Source organism: Streptomyces meridianus (assembly GCF_023703325.1).
Classification (GTDB): Bacteria; Actinomycetota; Actinomycetes; order Streptomycetales; family Streptomycetaceae; genus Streptomyces; species Streptomyces meridianus.
In genome coordinates this window covers 197,016-213,894 of sequence record NZ_JAMQGM010000002.1, presented here as the reverse complement: position 1 = coordinate 213,894, position 16,879 = coordinate 197,016, and the positions used below count along the sequence as shown (strand labels likewise).

Genomic DNA, 16,879 nt, shown 5'->3' with positions numbered 1-16,879 from the left:
CGTCGAAAGCCGGATGACTGCGACGCGACAGCTACACCTGGCGCCCGTCCTCCCCGGCCTTCTCCTCGGCGGCCAGGGCGGCGTCGAGACGTGCGCGGGCACCCTCGAGCCAGCGGCGGCAGACCTTCGCCAGTTCCTCGCCGCGTTCCCAGAGGGCCAGTGACTCCTCCAGCGTGGTGCCGCCGGCTTCCAGGCGGCGGACGACCTCGACGAGCTCGTCCCGTGCCTGCTCGTAGCCGAGTGAGGCCGCAGCACCGCCGCCTGCCGGGGCATCTGCGTCGGGGGCGGCTGCGGTCGGCTCTGCGTCCGTCTCGGTCATGGTCTCCAGCCTAGGTCGGGGTCACGGGGGTGAGGGGATGCGCTCGTGCGCGGTCGCTGCGTCGGGTTCGGGGCTCCGGCGCAGGTCAACGGTGCCGGGTCCGGCTCCCACGGGGCTCACGGCTCCGGTTCGGGCGGGACCCCCGAGGACGTTTCCGCTGCCGGTTCGGACACCCGGACGGTGAAGCCGCCGTCCGCCACCCTGGCCCGCAGCTCCTCGCCGCCCCCCACCTCGCCGGCCGCCCGCACGACCGAGCCGTCGGTCCGCTGCAGGACGGCGTAGCCGCGCTCCAGCGTCGCCGCCGGGGACAGCGCCACCACGCGGGCCCGGGTGTGGGCCAGTTCCGAATCCGCACGGTCCAGCAGGTGGCCCACCGTCCGGCGGGCCCGTCCGAGAAGCGCCGCGACCTGTTCCTCGCGGTCGTCGACCATCCGGTGGGGATGCTCCATCGACGGCCGGTGCAGTGCAGCTGCCAGCCCGCGTTCCTCGCGGTCGAGCAGCCCGGTCACCGTGCGCAGTGCGCGGTCGCGCAACTGCCGGACGCGGACAAGTTCCTCGCCCACGTCCGGGACCACCCTCTTCGCGGCGTCGGTGGGCGTGGAGGCCCGCACGTCGGCGACCAGGTCCAGCAGGGGGGAGTCCGGTTCGTGCCCGATCGCCGAGACCACGGGCGTCCGGCACGCCGAGACGGCCCGCACCAGCTGCTCGTCGGAGAAGGGCAGCAGGTCCTCGACGCTGCCGCCGCCCCGGGCGACGACGATCACGTCCACGTCGGGGTGCGCGTCCAGGTCCTTCACCGCACGGACGACCTGGGGCACCGCGTGGACCCCCTGCACGGCCACGTTGCGGACCTCGAAGCGTACGGCCGGCCAGCGGTGCCGCGCGTTCTCCAGCACGTCCCGCTCGGCGGCCGACGCCCGGCCGCAGACCAGGCCGATCAGCTGCGGCAGGAACGGCAGGGGGCGCTTCCGGTCGGGCGCGAACAGACCCTCGGCGGTCAGCCTCTTCTTCAGCTGCTCCAGCCGGGCCAGCAGCTCGCCGATGCCGACGGGCCTGATCTCGGCGGCCCGCAGGGAGAGCTGGCCGCGCGGCGCGTACCACTCGGGCTTGGCGTGCACGACGACCCGCGCGCCCTCGCCGACCGTGTCCGCGATGCGGTCGAAGACGGCGCGGAAGCACGTCACCGAGAGCGAGATGTCGTGCGACGGATCGCGCAGCGTCAGGAACACCACGCCGGCCCCGGGGCGCCGGGACAGCTGGGTGATCTGTCCCTCCACCCAGACGGCCCCCAGCCGGCTGATCCAGCCGCCGATCAGGCGGGACACCTCACCGACCGGGATCGGTGTCTCCGCAGAGGTGTCGATAGCCATGTCGTGAGCGTATCGGCAGGCACCGACGACCGGCCCCGGTCCGGCGCGGGGCCGGACCGGGGACGCGGCGGGCGGAACGTCGTCAGCTGTCGATCATGTCCCTGACCTGGCTGTACACGGTCGCATCCTCGTGGAGGTCCCCGTGGCTCAGGCACGCCGTCTGCGTGTTCGCGGCGCCGGAGAGCGCGACGCTGCTGTCCGGGTTGATGACCGTGTCGCAGGGCGACCACCAGGTCGCGTAGCGGGTGCTCCCCGGGGTCTCGTCGCCCGCGTTGAGATCGTTGAGGAAGGACGATCCCGGGCGCATCTCGACGCAGGAGGCGTCGAAGCACACGTTCGCCGTGTCGGTGCCGTGGTTGGGTCCGCCGAGCGACACCCAGGCGTCGATCTTGGCCGTACCGCCGAGGTTCTTCGCGTAGTAGCGCGACGAGAGGCCGCCCATGGAGTGGGTGACGACGTCGACCTTGGAGGCCCCGGTGGCGGCGAGGACCCGGTCGATCTCGGCGGAGAGCTGCTGGGCGGTGGTGGCGTTGGACTGGCGGTAGTCGTAACCCCACGGGTCCAGGCGGGAGTCGGGCCAGCCGTCGGCCCGGAAGCGGTCCGCCATGGTGTTCCAGGTGGAGGCGTCGCTGTTCCATCCGTGCACGAAGACGACCGGATCGCCGGCCGATGCGAGGGTCGGGGATCCGGCGGCGGAGGCGGGGGAGGGGGACAGGATCGCGAGCAGTGCGCCGAGGACTGCCGCCACGAACAGCTGCTTCTTCACGTGACCTCACAGGTGGTGGGAGGCGGGCGGCCGGGCACGGTGGGGCGTGTGAGGTGTCCGGCCAGTGGGGAGATAGGTGTGAGGGGCAACCAACACACTGATGTCATGAACGCGTCATGACAACCCCCCGTGCGCGGTTTCGCGTTCCACCCCCGCACTCCAACACCCCTGCCCCCCCGGTGCGATCGACCACGACCGGCCACCGCCTACCATGGGCCGCATGACTGCAACGCCTCGCCGCCGCGTCCTGCTCGCCGCCCCCCGGGGCTACTGCGCGGGCGTCGACCGCGCCGTGATCGCCGTCGAGAAGGCTCTGGAGCAGTACGGCGCGCCGGTCTACGTGCGCCACGAGATCGTCCACAACAAGTACGTCGTCAGGACGCTGGAGAAGAAGGGCGCGATCTTCGTCGACGAGACGGAGGAGGTGCCCGCGGGCAACATCGTCATCTTCTCCGCACACGGAGTCGCCCCGGTCGTCCACGAGGAGGCGGAGCGCGCCAAGCTCGCCACCATCGATGCCACCTGCCCCCTGGTGACCAAGGTTCACAAGGAGGCCGTCCGGTACGCGAAGGACGACTTCGACATCCTCCTCATCGGCCACGAGGGCCACGAGGAGGTCATCGGGACCAGCGGCGAGGCCCCCGACCACATCACCCTGGTCGACGGCCCGGACGACGTGAAGAACGTCGAGGTCCGGGACGACTCCAAGGTCGTCTGGCTCTCCCAGACCACCCTCTCCGTCGACGAGACGATGGAGACGGTCGACGCGCTCAAGGAGCGCTTCCCACTCCTGCAGAGCCCGCCCAGCGACGACATCTGCTACGCCACCCAGAACCGCCAGATCGCGGTCAAACAGATGGGCGCGCAGGCCGACCTGGTCATCGTCGTCGGCTCGAAGAACTCCTCCAACTCCGTCCGCCTGGTCGAGGTCGCCCTGGGCGCCGGAGCCAAGGACGCACACCTGGTCGACTTCGCCGACGAGATCGACGCGTCCTGGCTCGAGGGCGTGAGCACCGTCGGCGTCACCTCGGGTGCCTCGGTCCCGGACGTGCTGGTCGAGGGCGTCCTGGAGTGGCTCGCGCAGCACGGCTACGAGGACGTCGAGACGGTCACCGCCGCCGAGGAGAGCATCACCTTCTCCCTGCCGAAGGAACTGCGCCGGGACCTGCGATCCGAGGCCTCCTCCCTCGGCTCCGGCACGTGAGCCCGGCCGCTGGGCCTAGCGTGTTCCCATGAACGTTTTCGGTGTGGACATCGGCGGATCCGGGATCAAGGGCGCCCCGGTCGATCTCGGGCGGGGCGACCTCGCCGAGGCCCGTCACAAGGTGCTGACCCCGCATCCGGCGACCCCGGAGGCCGTGGCCGACGGAGTCCGCGAGGTGGTCGAGCACTTCGGCTGGTCGGGACCGGTCGGCGTGACGTTCCCGGGCGTCGTCACCGACGGCACGACCCGAACGGCAGCCAACGTCGACAAGGACTGGATCGACCGGGACGCCCGCCGCCTCCTCGGCGACCGCCTCGGCCGGCCCGTGACGGTGGTCAACGACGCGGACGCCGCCGGCATCGCCGAGATGAACTTCGGCGCAGGGCGCGGACGCCATGGCACCGTCATTCTGCTGACACTCGGCACGGGCATCGGAAGTGCCGTGTTCACCGACGGCCGGCTGGTCCCCAACACCGAACTCGGCCACCTCGAGCTGCACGGTCACGAGGCGGAGAAGCGCGCGTCGACCAAGGCCAAGGAGGACGAGGACCTGAGCTGGCACCACTGGGCGAAGCGGGTGCGGAAGTACCTGGCCCACGTGGAGATGCTCTTCTCGCCCGAGCTGTTCATCATCGGCGGCGGGGTCAGCCGCAAGGCGGACAAGTTCCTGCCGCTCATCGAGGACATCCGGGCGGAGATCGTCCCGGCGCGGCTCCAGAACAACGCGGGCATCGTCGGGGCCGCGATGGCAGCGCACAGCGAGTCGGGCGCGCACATCGGAGCATCCGCGGTGACAGCAGAGGGCGGCGCGGCCTAACGGTACGGCCGGGCCGGGGCGAGGCCCCGCAGCACGGCGATCAACCCGGCCAGCAGCGTCCCGCCGTACAGCCAGCCCGCCTGCAGCGCCAGGGTGGTGAAGACCCCCATCAGCCTGCCGCCCGTGTCCCCGCTGAGGACGATCAGCCCGACGGTGAACGCGATCGGCGCGCTGACGGGGGCCGCCGCGAGGTCGCTGCGCCGGACCCAGAGCGCGGTCGCGGTGCACACGACCAGGAAGACCAGGCCGTACCCGAGTGGTGAGGCAGCCAGCAGAATCCGGTCCGCCGTAGCTGCCGCGAGCATGACGAGCGAGGCGAACAGGCCGCAGCCGAGCCCGGTCAGACGCGGGCCCGTCGCCTGCCGGACGGCGCCGGACAGCACCGGACGTGGCCCCGCGCCGGCACGCAGCACAGCCTGCGATCCGGCTCCACCGCCGCCCGGTCCTGCGACCGTGCCGTTCCCCCCGCAGCGGTCCGAGCCGTCGGCGCGGGCCGGACGGGGCAGCCGCGGCCGGTCGGTCCGGCGCGGCTTGGGGCGGGACGTGCGCGTGATGGGTTGCTCCACGCCCTCAACGTAGGTCGCGACCCGGCGGCCACCCGGCGATGGACACGCCCTTTGGTCCACCTTGATGGCGATATGCGGGGTGGTACGACGGGCGGGAGGTCGGCGGGCGGCCCGTAGACTGGATGACCGGCCCGGCACCGGGCCCGGCCGTTCAGGCCTCCGTCCACGCCCTCGCTCTCCGGGAAGTCGCCACGTGTCGCTCACGATCGGAATCGTCGGTCTGCCGAATGTCGGCAAGTCGACCCTGTTCAACGCCCTGACCAAGAACGACGTACTGGCGGCCAACTACCCGTTCGCCACCATCGAGCCCCACGTGGGCGTCGTCGGTCTCCCCGACTCCCGGCTGGACAAGCTCGCCGAGATCTTCGGTTCCGAGCGCAAGCTCCCGGCCACCGTCGACTTCGTCGACATCGCCGGCATCGTGCGGGGCGCCTCGGAGGGCGAGGGGCTCGGCAACAAGTTCCTGGCGAACATCCGGGAGTCGGACGCGATCTGCCAGGTCATCCGCGCCTTCGACGACGAGAACGTCGTGCACGTCGACGGCCGCGTCTCGCCGAAGAACGACATCGACACGATCAACACCGAGCTGATCCTCGCCGACCTCCAGACCATCGAGAAGGTCCTCCCGCGCCTCACGAAGGACGCGCGCCTGCAGAAGGACAAGGTCGCGGTGCTCGCCGCCGTCGAGGAGGCGAAGAAGATCCTCGAGGAGGGCCGCACCCTCTTCTCCGCGGGCATCACCAAGGAGACCGAGCAGGGGCAGCTGCTCCGCGACCTCTTCCTGCTCACGACCAAGCCGTTCCTCTACGTCTTCAACGTCGACGAGGAGGAGCTCACGGACGAGGCCTTCAAGCAGGACCAGCGTGCGCTGGTCGCCCCGGCCGAGGCGATCTTCCTCAACGCCAAGATCGAGTCCGAGCTGATCGAGCTGGAGGACGACGAGGCGCTGGAGCTGCTCCAGTCCATGGGGCAGGAGGAGCCCGGACTCGCCACCCTGGCTCGTGTCGGCTTCGAGACCCTCGGCCTGCAGACCTACCTCACGGCGGGACCGAAGGAGGCCCGCGCCTGGACCATCAAGAAGGGCGCGACGGCCCCCGAGGCCGCCGGTGTGATCCACACCGACTTCCAGAAGGGCTTCATCAAGGCCGAGATCGTTTCGTACGAGGACCTGGTCGAGTGCGGCTCCATTCCGGACGCACGCGCCAAGGGCAAGGCGCGCATGGAGGGCAAGGACTACGTCATGAAGGACGGCGACGTGGTGGAGTTCCGCTTCAACGTGTGAACCAGCCCTGTTTGCGCAGGTCAGCGCGCGGTGGCGTCGTCCCGGGGCGCGGGCGGGGCACATGCTGCCCATGCGCTGTCGACCGCCCGGCGGGTCCGATCCTCGGAATCCGGCACCAGGTGGCCGTACGTCGAGAGCACCGGTGACGCGTTGTGGTGGCCCAGGCGCTCAGACACCCCGATCACGGACTCGCCTTGAGCGAGGAGGATCGAGGCGTAGCGGTGGCGCAGGTCGTGGGAGGTTGTGGACGGTGGCAGGCCGGCCCGCCTCACCGCGGCCGAGAAGATCCGCGTCCCGTAGCAGTCGTGCCGGTACGGCGCCCCGAAGCGGGTCGTGAACAGCGTCCCGTCGGCGCCAGGGGCGAACTCCCGGATGTGCCGGGACAACGCCGCGGCCACCACCAGCGGAAGCGGCACGGTCCGGGCCGGTCAGCTCCGGCACCCCGTCCCACGACGCAGGGGGACGGCCGGCGGTGAGTGCCGGGATCAGCTCGGGCATCAGGTCCAGGGCGGTGGCCAGCGCGGCGTGACGGTTTCGCATGCTCACCGTTCTCACCGCCCCAGAGGTTGTGCCGTGCGGGCTGTGTTGCGGTCCCGCCGCACCGCACAGCCGGTCCGGGAGGTCCGTGAACAACTGGTGAAGCAACTGTCTCGACCCGGGGGACCGCAGCATCGAGACAGCAGACAACGTCAGACAGCGGCCGGCACGTCCCCCTTTACGGCGACCACCGTGTAGTTCTCTGCGTCGGGGTCGAAGGTGTTGGACTCCACCTCAAGTCCGACCGCCTGCAGCTGCGAGACGAGCTCCTCCTGCCGGAAAGGCCAGCATGACAGCCTCTCGGAGCACGTCAGTACCGACCCGTCCAATGCCACCTGCGCGACAGCAATCTCCAGGTGGTGCTCTTCGTCCCAGCGCTGCTCGATCTGCCAGTTGTAGACGACGACCGCATCACGTCCTTGACGCCGGACGAGTCGATGCCCCACGTCCAGACGAGATCCACGGGCTCGTACGAGCTCCCAAGTGCGGGATGTGAGGACGAGGCGTCCGTCGCGACTCAACAGCCGCGACATGGCGGTGAGTGCATCGAACCGGGCAGAGGCACCTTCGGCATGGGCGAGCGAGTTGCCCACGCAGAAGACCACATCGAAGGGCGGGGACCCATCGAGACGATCGGACAGCTCATCCCAGCTGACGCGCAACGTGCGCAGCGGGACACCATGTTGCTCTGCGAGTTGGTGGGTCCGGCGCACCATCGCAGCGCTCGCGTCTGTCGCCATCACGTCCAGGCCGAGAGCAGCCAGACCAACCGCGAGTTGCCCGGTGCCACACGCGCAGTCGAGAAGGCGCGCTTCCGGGGGAAGCCGTTCGACCAGGTCACCGAACGCAGCGACAGAGCCCGCGGGAGTGAGCTTCCCGTCTGGCATCAGCCACTCATAAACATCCGATAGGGCACCGTAACCGGCCACAGCTATACATCCCAACCAAACTCGACAACGCCGTGGACGCACGTGCGCCTGTCCCAGAGAATCACTTCAAACCTTCGGCACACCACGGGTTTGGAGTTCGACCCCAACTCAGCCCGTCGTGGGCGCGGGAACGCACTCACATGCCGCTGTCGGGACGGAAGCGCCCGACCATGCCGCAGAGAGCGTGCGCTGCGGCCATCCGGACGCTCCGCAGCGCGCTGTGGATCCCCCCGCTGACGCGTCGCTCCGCGATCTCGCAAGCTCGAACCTTGACTCAACGACCGCGGCCCAAGTGCCGGCTGGTTGTCAGGGGGACGGGGCGGGCCCACAGGCACGATGTTGCACCCGGCGAGGAACTTGCCGAGCCGGACCCGGCGGCGGGAGTCCCGCCACGCCTGGCTGACGACGACGGAGGGGACGTGGATGTCCCGGCCGTCCTCGAGGGCCAGGTTGTGGCGGGCCCACATGAGCCGGTCGTCGTTGTCGATGGCGATCAGTGCACCGACGTCGTACAGGTCGATCAGTGCACCGACGTCGTACAGGTAGGGGATGTTCACGGGCCGAGGCTCCCGAGCCACTGAGGTGCTCGGCATCGGCAGCGGCCATGTCGGCACGGGCGACGGCGAGCTCCTCCGGGGTGAAGGTGCCATGCGCCGCTTGCCACTCCTGGACAACGGCGCGCCCGGCCCGCAGCTGCAATTCCCGCTCAGCCGCGCCGGCGACGAGCCGGGAGAGCGGGACGCCCTCTTCCTCGGCGGCGCCTGCCGGCGCCGGTCAGGGAATGACGATCAGCTTTCCGACATGCCGACGCCGGGCGAGTTGTTCCTGGGCCTCGCGTACCTCCCCGAGCGGGTACGTTGCGGCGACGACGGGCCGGACATCGCCGTGCCGGGCGATCTCCACCAGGCGGTCGAAGATCCGCGGTGTGTGCATGGTCGAGCCCACCAGCGCGAGATCGGCGAGGTAGAGCCGCCGCACGTCGATCTCGACCGCCCAGCCGTCGAGGGCGCCGGCGACCACCCAGCGCCCGCCGGCCCTCAGCAACCCGAGGCCGGGGCCGACGGCTGCGCCGGCAACGACGTCGACCACCGCGTCGTACCCCTCCGGTGCGGCCTTCGCCGCGTCGGCGAGCACCTGACCCCGTCGCCGGTCCACCACGGCGTCGGCTCCGGCGCTGCGGACAGCCTCACCCTTTTCGCCGCTGCACACCGCGACGACGCGGGCCCCGCGGGCGCGGGCCAGCTGGACCGCGGCCAGTCCGACGCCGCCGGAGGCGCCCGTGACGAGCACGGTGTGTCCCTCCGAGACGGACCCGCGGTCGAGCATGCCCAGCGCGGTGCCGTAGGCGATGGGGAGGGCGGCCAGTTCGATGTCCGTTAGGGGCGACCCGTCGACGGAGTGAGCTCGTGCGCTCGGCACCACGACGTACTCGGCGAAGCCTCCGTCCCGCTCGCTGCCGAGCACGTCGGCCGGGCGCGCGTCCGGCCCCGGACCGTCGTACTCGGCCGGGTCCACCAGTACCCGCGCCCCGATCCGACCGGCGGCCGTCCCGTCGCCCGAGGCCACCACCGTGCCGGCCACGTCGGCTCCCTGGATGCGCGGGAAGTCGAGCGGGCCGAGCCATCCCGTCCTGATGTCCGGGTCCGCTGCCGCTCCGTAGGAGCCCTCGCGGGTCCACAGGTCGGTGTTGTTGCAGCCGGCCGCGTGGACCCGGACCAGCACCTCGCCCGGCCCTGGGCGCGGCACCGGTACCTCGCGAGCCTCGATCACATCGAGGCCTCCGTGGCCGGTGATGACGACGGCCCGCATGGTGCGGGGAAGGGGCGGCGACAGCGGCCCGGACGCGGGCGGGGATGTCGGTGGCATGGAGGCAGGATCGCACGCGGTCCCGGTCTCCACCGCTGCTCACGGGCGCCCGACCGGGCCTTCGAGGCATGTTCGCACCGTTCCGCATCAGTGAGCAGGAGTGGGTCCTGGACCCGTGCCTGGTCTCTGCGGACCGCCCGAACGGTTCTGGGTGTCCTGGCCGCCCGCTTTCTCTCCGTTTCCGGCGGTACACATCCGGTGCGTGGTCCGGGTACGGCGGGGGCGGGGTTCCTCACGCCCAGGAGCCTTTGAGTCGGCCTGGACGGTCCGACGCCCCACGCGATCGCTCTGGTTCGTACTGTGACGCCGCAGTGGACGTCGGCAATCGCAAGGACGGAGAGCCGGTGCCGGACATCGTGCGCGTATGGGTCGAATTCGCAGACGCGCCTGCGCCGGGCGACCGTGCGCCGGTGCGGCTCCTGCCCTTGACTCCGACGCGGTGGCCCACGTCGCTCCCGGCGACACCGTCACCATGTACGAGTGTGCCGCGGCCGGCGGTACGGCGACGATCCTGGAAGTGCACGCCGGGCTCCCGGCGGCCGACTGACGCGGGACGGTCGTGCGGAGACCTCGGCCCCGGATGCCGAGGTCTCCGCGTCTCCGCAACGCTCAGTGCGGTTACGGGAGTTGACGGATCTGCTGAAGGCGGTCCACCTCGCTCGGGGAGAGCCGCAGCGAGCAGGCCGCGACGTTCTCGGCCAGGTGATCCGGGCTTCGCGTGCCGGGGATCGCCAGGACGTGCGGCCCGCGGTGCAGCGTCCAGGCCAGCCGGACCTGCGCGGGCGTCACGCCGTATTCCCGTGCGACGGCGAGGACTTCGGCATGGTGCCGCTCGTTCGCACTTCCTTCCCGTTCCTGACCGGCGATGGCGAAGTACGGGACGAACGCGATGCCCTGCTCACCGCAGGTGTCGATCAGCCCGTTGTCCTCCGAGAGGCGGAGGTCGAGGCCGTACGAGTTCTGGACGCAGACCACCGGTGCGATGGCCCGGGCCTCGGCGAGGTGCTCGGGTGTGACGGCCGAGACGCCGAGGTGGCGGATGAGCCCGGCGTCGCGCAGCTCGGCCAGGGCACCGAAGTGCTCGGCGATCGAATTCTGGTTCATCCGGCGCAGATTGACGAGATCGAGGTGGTCCCGGCCGAGCTGCCGCAGGTTCTCCTCGACCTGGCCGCGCAGCTGTTCCGGCGTGGCGGCGGTGAGCCAGTCCCCCGAGGGGCCCCGGACCGGGCCCACCTTGGTGGAGAGGAGCAGGTCGTCGGGGTAGGGGGCCAGCGCGGAGTTGATCAGTTCGTTGGCGGAGCGCAGGGGCGAGAAGTAGAACGCCGCGGTGTCGATGTGGTTCACGCCGAGTTCGACGGCTCGGCGCAGGACCCGGACAGCGAGATCGCGGTCGATCGGCGGACCGTCGGAGTTGCCCTTCATGCCGTTGCCGGTCAGCCGCATGGCGCCGAAGCCGAGGCGGTTGACCTCCATGTCGCCGAGCCTCCAGGTGCCGGCGTCCGCTGCGTGGGCCGTGGTCGAGTTCATGCTTGCTTGCCTTTCTCGTGTGCGGGCGTGCTCGGAAAGGGGGCGTGCGGAAGGTGCGTTGCGCGTGTTCCGGGTACTTCCGACGGCCGTGTGTCATCGGCGCGTCGACGGGCGGCGGAAGTCGGCTGCCGCTTCTCCCGGGGCGCGCGTGGGAAGGTCGGGTCTACTGCTGGGACCGGACGGGACCCGGTCGGTGTCGACGGCTGTTCGTGCGCCGGTGGGCTCTGGTCTCCGCCGGCCAACGTCCTGTGCGGAGCGGGTTCGGGCCTGAGAGCGGAGCCGGCGTTCACCTGGGTGATGTCGGAGCGGCGATGGAGCCACCCCGGACGGAAGGGGCGCGCCCTGTTCACGGGGTGCGCTGATGCAGGTTAGCGCACCGGTCTCCGGGATCGCAGGCGAACGTGATCACGAGGTCCGTTGGCAGTTCCGAGGCCGGATCGATGCCGCGATCGGTTCCCTCAGGGTGCAGTTGCGTGCCCCGGCACAGTCGGCGCGAAGCCGTCGGACTCTACGTCCGGTCCGCATGGGGGCGGGCGGTCCGTGCCCCCCCTCGGTCCGTCCCGGTCAGTCCGCGTCCGCGCGGGGCGGGACCCGGGCCGGGCTGTCCGAAGCCGGAGCAATCGCCGTCGCAGCGTCTTCGGAGGCCTCCGGTCCGCGATAACGGCGGAACGACGGGAACGTCAGGGCGACGGCGAGCATCGTCACCACCACCAGGATCCCGCCCCCGGTGACGGCCCAGGTGGCGCCCACCGCCGCGCCGGCGGTGCCGTGCACGAGACCGGCGAGCCGGGGGCCGCCCGCCGCGACGACCGTGTCGACGCCCTGCAGCCGGCCGCGCATCCCGTCGACGGCCGCCGTCTGGAGGATGGTCTTGCGGAACATGCCGAGCACCATCAGGGCGCTGCCGCTCAGGGCGAGGAAGAATGCGGCCGTCCACAGGCGCTCCGCGAGTCCGAATGCCGCGATCGCGAGACCCCAGGCGCACACGGCGGCCACCACCATCGCGCCGTGGCGCCGGGTGCGGGTGAGGAGCCCGGAGCACAGCCCCACCGCCAGGGCGCCGACGGACATCGCCGCGTACAGGACGCCGATCGCGAAGCCTCCGCCCGGCGGATCGCCGAAGGTCTCGTGGGCGATCTGGGGGAAGAGCGCGGCCGGCATGCCGAGGAACAGGGCGATGAAGTCGGCGAGATAGGCGGCCAGAAGGATCCGGTGCCGCGTCAGATGGACCAGTCCCGCGCCGATCCGGCGGACCACCGAGGCGCCCCCCGGCGTGCCCGGAACCCCGTCCTGCGACGGAGCCGGAGGAAGCGGCGGCAGCCGCCACACGGCCCACACCGTCAGGCACAGGGCGATGGCGTCGACGAGATAGAGCGTGCCGAGTCCGGTCAGGGGGATCAACGCGCCCGCGAGCAGCGGCCCGGCGATCCCGCCGAACCACATGACGCTCGACTGGAGCGCGTTGGCCGCCGGCAGCAGGTCCGCGGTGATCAGCCGCGGTGTGACCGCGCCCGAGACGGCGGAGTTGGCGCCGAACAGGGCCTGCTGCACGGCGATCAGGACCAGCAGCACGGCGACGGACTCGAGCCCGGCTGCAGCCTGGGCCCACAGCAGGGCCGAGGTGAGCGCGATGCCGCTGCTGGTCACCAGCAGCATCCGGCGGCGGTCGACGGCGTCCGCCACCGCGCCGCCCCACAGGGCGGCCGCCACCATCGGGACGAGTCCGGCCAGCGAGGCGTAACCGACGTACGCCGAGGACCCGGTGAGGTCGTAGACCTGCACGGGGACGGCGACCGCCGTCAGTTGGCTCGCGACCGCCGTGACGGTCGTGGACGCCCACAGTCTGCGGAACGGTGCTGTTTGCAGCGGGCGCAGATCGGCCGTCACACGTGCCCGTTTCCCCGCCATCCGGCGCCCCCTCGCTGGTTCAACTGCCCCCGGGCCGGGCGGGATGGGCCGCACCGGACCGGGGCGGCCCATGGGCGACAGGACGCCCCCGGTGCGGGCGCGGTTCCCGGCAGCGCCCCCGCCGGCGTGGAGCACCCGGGCCGTCCGAGTGGCGGCCCCGGGCGCCTCGACCGACCATGAAGGCTCCCGGCTCTCCGCCCCGAGGGAGGGCCGCCGGCGCGCCGTTCAGGCGGGGCTGGAGGTCGTCATGACCCGTCGGACGATGCGGCTGTCCGCGGGGCCCTCGCTGGCGCTGGCGCTGGTCCTGTCCCCGGCGCTCGCCTCCTGCACGTCCACCACGTCTCCGACGGGGGGCGAGACGGTGACCCGGACCGTCCCCGGGGACTCGGGCAGCTCGGGTCCGGCCGGTACGTCGCCCCGGGCGGACAGCTCGGGCCGGCCCTCGGGGAAGCCCCGCGCGACGTCGCCGGCCGAGGTGGTCACGGCCTACTACGCGGCGATCAACGCCCGTGACTTCCGCACCGCCTGGGAGCTGGGCGGGCGTAACCTCGCCTCGTCCTACGACGCCTTCGCCGCGGGATTCGACGGCCTGGAACGGGACGACCTGACGATCCTGGGCACCTCCGGGAGCAGGGTCGAGATCGCACTGGACGCGGTGCAGACCGACGGCACGACGAAGTCGTTCCGCGGCACCTACACCGTGCGGCACGGCGAGATCGTCGCGGCCTCGGTCCGCGAGGTCGCGGAACCCGGGCCGAGGGAGGGGAGCAGCGAGCCGGCGGGGCACTACGAGAACTGCACGGAGGCGCACCGTGACGGCGTCTTCGACATCCCCGGTGACGCTCCCGCCTACCGGCGTGAACTCGACCGGGACCAGGACGGCCTGGCGTGCGAACCGCACGAGTCGAAGGCGCCGGCCCCCACGTCGTCCTCTCCCGCCGCCCCGCCGTCCTGACCCCGCACTGTGGCGGCATATACCTCGAAAGCCGCTGGCTGTCGAGGAATTGACGCGCGTCACGGAGGAAGATCCCCACATCGGGTGACACTCTGGCCCGTGGTTGCGTTTGACCACGAACAGTTGCCAGGCTGTTGCTGTCTGTCAACCTGTTGGGAGGGGCACGTGCCTTTCGGTGAGCAGCCTGCGTACCTCCGGGTCGCCGGCGACCTGCGGCGCCAGATCGTCGACGGCTCCCTGCCCCCGCACACCCGGCTCCCCTCGCAGGCCAGAATCCGCCAGGAGTACGGCGTGTCGGACACGGTGGCGCTGGAGGCGCGCAAGGTGCTGATGGCGGAGGGGCTGGTCGAGGGCAGGTCCGGCTCGGGGACGTACGTGCGCGAGCAGCCCGTGCCGCAGCGTGTGGTGCGCGGTGGCTACCGGCCGGCCGACGAGTCCACGCCCTTCCGCCAGGAACAGGGGGACGACCGCGTCCGGGGCTCGTGGGACTCCCACAGCGAGCAGGAGCCGGCGAGCCCGGACGTGGCCGCACGGCTGGCGATCGAGGCGGGCGACCGTGTCATGCGGACTCACTACGTCTACCGGGTCGACGGCCGGCCGGCCATGCTCTCCACCTCCTGGGAGCCACTCTCCGTGACCGGCCGCTCCCCGGTCATGCTCCCCGAGGAGGGCCCGCTGGCAGGACGCGGGGTCGTCGAGCGGATGGCGGCCATCGAGGTGGTCGTCGACAACGTGATGGAGGAGGTCGGGGCCCGGCCCGGCCGGGCCGAGGAGGCCCTCGCGCTCGGCTGCGTTCCGGGGCGTGCGGTCCTCGTCGTGACGCGGACCTACTTCGCCTCCGGACGTCCGGTCGAGACCGCGGACATCGTGGTGCCGGCCGACCGCTTCCGGCTCTCGTACCACCTCCCGGTGCGCTGAGCCGGCGCACCGGGAGGTGGCTTGCCGAGCCCGTTCCGGACGCCGGGCGGGAGCGGTCCGGTTCCCCCGCCCCAGTGTTGGAAACCTCACATAACCCCTGGTCAGAGCATCGCTGTGGGATTTTCGGGGTGGTGGCGCTCGTACGATGGCGGCTTCTGTCAGCCGTGGGGGCGTAGGGAGAACCAAGAGCGTTGAGTACGGAGCAGGAGTCCCACTCGAACTACCGGCGGTCCCTGGGGACCGTGGCTCTCACGGCCGTGGGTCTCGGGTCGATCATCGGTTCCGGCTGGCTCTTCGGAGCGGAACGGGCTGCTGCCCTGGCCGGACCGGCAGCCGTCATCTCGTGGGTCATCGGCGCGGTGGTGGCGTTGACCATCGCCCTCACCTACACCGAGCTGGGGGCGATGTTCCCCAAGGCCGGCGGCATGGTCCGTTACGGACAGTACTCACACGGTTCGCTGGCCGGCTACCTCGCCGCCTGGGCCAACTGGATCGCCATCGTGTCCGTGATCCCCGGCGAGGCGACCGCGTCGATCCAGTACATGAGCTCGTGGAGCTTCGGCTGGGCCAAGGGCCTGTACCAGGGCGAGGAACTGAGCACGACCGGCATCCTCGCCGCGAGTGTCCTGCTCGTCTTCTACTTCTTCGTGAACTGGTTCGCGATCTCACTGTTCGCGAAGACCAACACCGCGATCACGGTCTTCAAGGTCGTCGTTCCCGGCCTCACCGCGGGCGCCCTGCTGCTGGCGCACTTCGACACGGGCAACGTCGCCCGGCACGGCGGCTTCAGCCCGAACGGCTGGAGCGCGGTCTTCAGCGCGGTCGCCGTCTCCGGCATCGTCTGGGCGTTCAACGGTTTCCAGCCACCGCTCAACATGGCCGCCGAGGCCCGCAAGCCCGGCAGGTCGCTGCCCATGGCCGTCATCGGCTCGATCCTGATCGCCCTCGTCATCTATCTCGCCCTCCAGGTCGCGTTCCTGATGGCCGTGCCGGCCGCGGACCTGGCGAAGGGCGGCTGGGCCGGCCTGTCGTTCAACTCCCCGCTCGCCGACCTGTCCATCGCCTGGGGCCTGAACTGGCTGGCCCTGCTGCTGTACGCCGATGCGTTCGTCTCGCCGTCCGGCACGGGCATGATCTACGCGGCCACCACCTCGCGCATGATCCACGGGGTGCAGGAGAACGGGCACCTGCCCGGCGTCTTCGGCAAGGTCGACCGGAAGACGGGCGTGCCGCGCCCGGCGCTGCTGCTGAACCTCGTGGTGGCGTTCGCCTTCCTCGCCGTCTTCCGCGGCTGGGGCTCCATTGCCGAGATCGTGGGCGTCGCGACCGTCATCTCGTACGTCACCGGTCCGGTGGCCGTGATGTCGCTGCGCCGTCTGGCGCCCGAGCTGCCGCGGCCGGTCCGGCTGCGGGCCATGCCGGTCATCGCACCGCTGGCCATGGTCTTCGGCTCGCTGGTCATGTACTGGGCCCGCTGGCCGCTGACCGGAAAGGTCATCCTCATCATGGCGATCGGCCTGCCGATCTGGGCCTGGTACGAGCTGCGCAGGCCGTGGGCCGAGCTGAAGCCGCACCTCGAGGCGGGCGCATGGATGGTCGTGTACCTGCTGGTCATGGCCTTCGTGTCGTGGGCCGGTGGCAAGGAGTTCGGCGGCCGCGGATACCTCCCCGAGGACTGGGACCTCCTCGTCGTCTCCCTGGTCGGCCTGGCGTTCTACGTGTGGGGCGTCCGCAGCGCCTGGCGCAACCCCTCGTTGGCCGCGATCGTCGCGGAGTCCGGGGCCGACGCGGCGGGGGCCGGTCAGGGCCGCCCCGCCGACCGGAACCTCGAACACGTGGCCGGTGACATCACCCTTTGCAAGAAACCGTGTCCATGCAGTGAAGGACCGGCGTAGGGTCGGCATATGCAGATTGC

15 protein-coding genes are annotated in these 16,879 nt (G+C 71.2%); 6 read left to right on the top strand and 9 right to left on the bottom strand.

All coding sequences use genetic code 11. The annotated features are described in order from the left end of the window. Positions 1-31 precede the first annotated feature (31 nt). From M1E25_RS02640 to M1E25_RS02630, 3 genes are all read right to left on the bottom strand, one after another. The gene (locus M1E25_RS02640; RefSeq protein WP_251408816.1) at positions 32-319 is read right to left on the bottom strand and encodes an exodeoxyribonuclease VII small subunit; all 288 of its coding nucleotides are present in this window, start codon (positions 317-319) and stop codon (positions 32-34) included. Positions 320-435: 116 nt separating this feature from the next. Further along, entirely contained in the window at positions 436-1,689 is a 1,254-nt protein-coding gene (xseA, locus tag M1E25_RS02635) for an exodeoxyribonuclease VII large subunit (protein ID WP_251408814.1), read from the bottom strand. Positions 1,690-1,771: 82 nt separating this feature from the next. After that, positions 1,772-2,455 carry an esterase/lipase family protein gene (locus tag M1E25_RS02630; protein ID WP_251408810.1) on the bottom strand — a complete coding sequence of 228 codons (684 nt, stop codon included), beginning with the start codon at positions 2,453-2,455 and terminating at the stop codon, positions 1,772-1,774. A gap of 211 nt (positions 2,456-2,666) precedes the next feature. Between M1E25_RS02630 and M1E25_RS02625 the strand changes: the two genes are divergently transcribed. Both M1E25_RS02625 and ppgK read left to right on the top strand, forming a co-directional pair. Further along, positions 2,667-3,659: a 4-hydroxy-3-methylbut-2-enyl diphosphate reductase gene (locus tag M1E25_RS02625; protein ID WP_251408807.1), complete on the top strand. Its 993-nt coding sequence runs from the start codon at positions 2,667-2,669 to the stop codon at positions 3,657-3,659. Between the two features lie 28 nt (positions 3,660-3,687). Further along, entirely contained in the window at positions 3,688-4,476 is a 789-nt protein-coding gene (gene ppgK / locus M1E25_RS02620; RefSeq protein ID WP_251408804.1) for a polyphosphate--glucose phosphotransferase, read from the top strand. Here ppgK and M1E25_RS02615 read toward each other — a convergent pair. Further along, positions 4,473-5,042, bottom strand: coding sequence for a DUF6542 domain-containing protein (locus M1E25_RS02615; RefSeq protein ID WP_251408800.1), 570 nt, complete (start codon positions 5,040-5,042; stop codon positions 4,473-4,475). The two genes, ppgK and M1E25_RS02615, sit on opposite strands and share 4 nt — an antisense overlap. Before the next feature lie 193 nt (positions 5,043-5,235). Between M1E25_RS02615 and ychF the strand changes: the two genes are divergently transcribed. Further along, the gene (gene ychF, locus M1E25_RS02610; protein ID WP_251408797.1) at positions 5,236-6,324 is read left to right on the top strand and encodes a redox-regulated ATPase YchF; all 1,089 of its coding nucleotides are present in this window, start codon (positions 5,236-5,238) and stop codon (positions 6,322-6,324) included. A 20-nt stretch (positions 6,325-6,344) separates the two neighbouring features. On the opposite strand, the gene M1E25_RS02605 is transcribed toward ychF, so the two are convergent. The 5 genes from M1E25_RS02605 to M1E25_RS02580 all read right to left on the bottom strand — a co-directional run bounded on the left by M1E25_RS02605 (position 6,345) and on the right by M1E25_RS02580 (position 13,163). Then, positions 6,345-6,740 (bottom strand): tyrosine-type recombinase/integrase, encoded by a 396-nt coding sequence (locus M1E25_RS02605; protein WP_251408794.1) that lies wholly within the window; start codon positions 6,738-6,740, stop codon positions 6,345-6,347. A 273-nt stretch (positions 6,741-7,013) separates the two neighbouring features. Continuing rightward, the gene (locus tag M1E25_RS02600; RefSeq protein WP_251408791.1) at positions 7,014-7,748 is read right to left on the bottom strand and encodes a class I SAM-dependent methyltransferase; all 735 of its coding nucleotides are present in this window, start codon (positions 7,746-7,748) and stop codon (positions 7,014-7,016) included. An 816-nt stretch (positions 7,749-8,564) separates the two neighbouring features. Beyond that, the gene (locus M1E25_RS02595) at positions 8,565-9,656 is read right to left on the bottom strand and encodes a zinc-binding dehydrogenase (protein ID WP_251408788.1); all 1,092 of its coding nucleotides are present in this window, start codon (positions 9,654-9,656) and stop codon (positions 8,565-8,567) included. Between the two features lie 618 nt (positions 9,657-10,274). Further along, positions 10,275-11,183 carry an oxidoreductase gene (locus tag M1E25_RS02585; RefSeq protein ID WP_251408785.1) on the bottom strand — a complete coding sequence of 303 codons (909 nt, stop codon included), beginning with the start codon at positions 11,181-11,183 and terminating at the stop codon, positions 10,275-10,277. A 564-nt stretch (positions 11,184-11,747) separates the two neighbouring features. Further along, positions 11,748-13,163: an MFS transporter gene (locus M1E25_RS02580; RefSeq protein ID WP_372500500.1), complete on the bottom strand. Its 1,416-nt coding sequence runs from the start codon at positions 13,161-13,163 to the stop codon at positions 11,748-11,750. 175 nt (positions 13,164-13,338) lie between these two features. Here M1E25_RS02580 and M1E25_RS02575 point away from each other — a divergent pair, with 175 nt between their 5' ends. The 3 genes from M1E25_RS02575 (at position 13,339) to M1E25_RS02565 (ending at position 16,859) form a co-directional block, all read left to right on the top strand. Further along, complete coding sequence (locus M1E25_RS02575) at positions 13,339-14,046, top strand: excalibur calcium-binding domain-containing protein (protein WP_251408779.1); 708 nt, start codon at positions 13,339-13,341, stop codon at positions 14,044-14,046. A 165-nt stretch (positions 14,047-14,211) separates the two neighbouring features. After that, complete coding sequence (locus M1E25_RS02570; protein ID WP_251408776.1) at positions 14,212-14,964, top strand: GntR family transcriptional regulator; 753 nt, start codon at positions 14,212-14,214, stop codon at positions 14,962-14,964. A gap of 191 nt (positions 14,965-15,155) precedes the next feature. Beyond that, complete coding sequence (locus M1E25_RS02565) at positions 15,156-16,859, top strand: APC family permease (protein ID WP_251408772.1); 1,704 nt, start codon at positions 15,156-15,158, stop codon at positions 16,857-16,859. The last annotated feature ends 20 nt before the right edge of the window (positions 16,860-16,879 follow it).

Bases quoted from the DNA above. Each gene is read 5' to 3' on its own strand.
- ppgK (WP_251408804.1), top strand. From the start codon at position 3,688: ATGAACGTTTTCGGTGTGGACATCGGCGGATCCGGGATCAAGGGCGCC.
- M1E25_RS02600 (WP_251408791.1), bottom strand. From the start codon at position 7,748: ATGCCAGACGGGAAGCTCACTCCCGCGGGCTCTGTCGCTGCGTTCGGT.
- M1E25_RS02585 (WP_251408785.1), bottom strand. From the start codon at position 11,183: ATGAACTCGACCACGGCCCACGCAGCGGACGCCGGCACCTGGAGGCTC.
- M1E25_RS02595 (WP_251408788.1), bottom strand. From the start codon at position 9,656: ATGCCACCGACATCCCCGCCCGCGTCCGGGCCGCTGTCGCCGCCCCTT.
- M1E25_RS02580 (WP_372500500.1), bottom strand. From the start codon at position 13,163: ATGGGCCGCCCCGGTCCGGTGCGGCCCATCCCGCCCGGCCCGGGGGCA.
- M1E25_RS02575 (WP_251408779.1), top strand. From the start codon at position 13,339: ATGACCCGTCGGACGATGCGGCTGTCCGCGGGGCCCTCGCTGGCGCTG.
- M1E25_RS02640 (WP_251408816.1), bottom strand. From the start codon at position 319: ATGACCGAGACGGACGCAGAGCCGACCGCAGCCGCCCCCGACGCAGAT.
- M1E25_RS02625 (WP_251408807.1), top strand. From the start codon at position 2,667: ATGGGCCGCATGACTGCAACGCCTCGCCGCCGCGTCCTGCTCGCCGCC.
- xseA (WP_251408814.1), bottom strand. From the start codon at position 1,689: ATGGCTATCGACACCTCTGCGGAGACACCGATCCCGGTCGGTGAGGTG.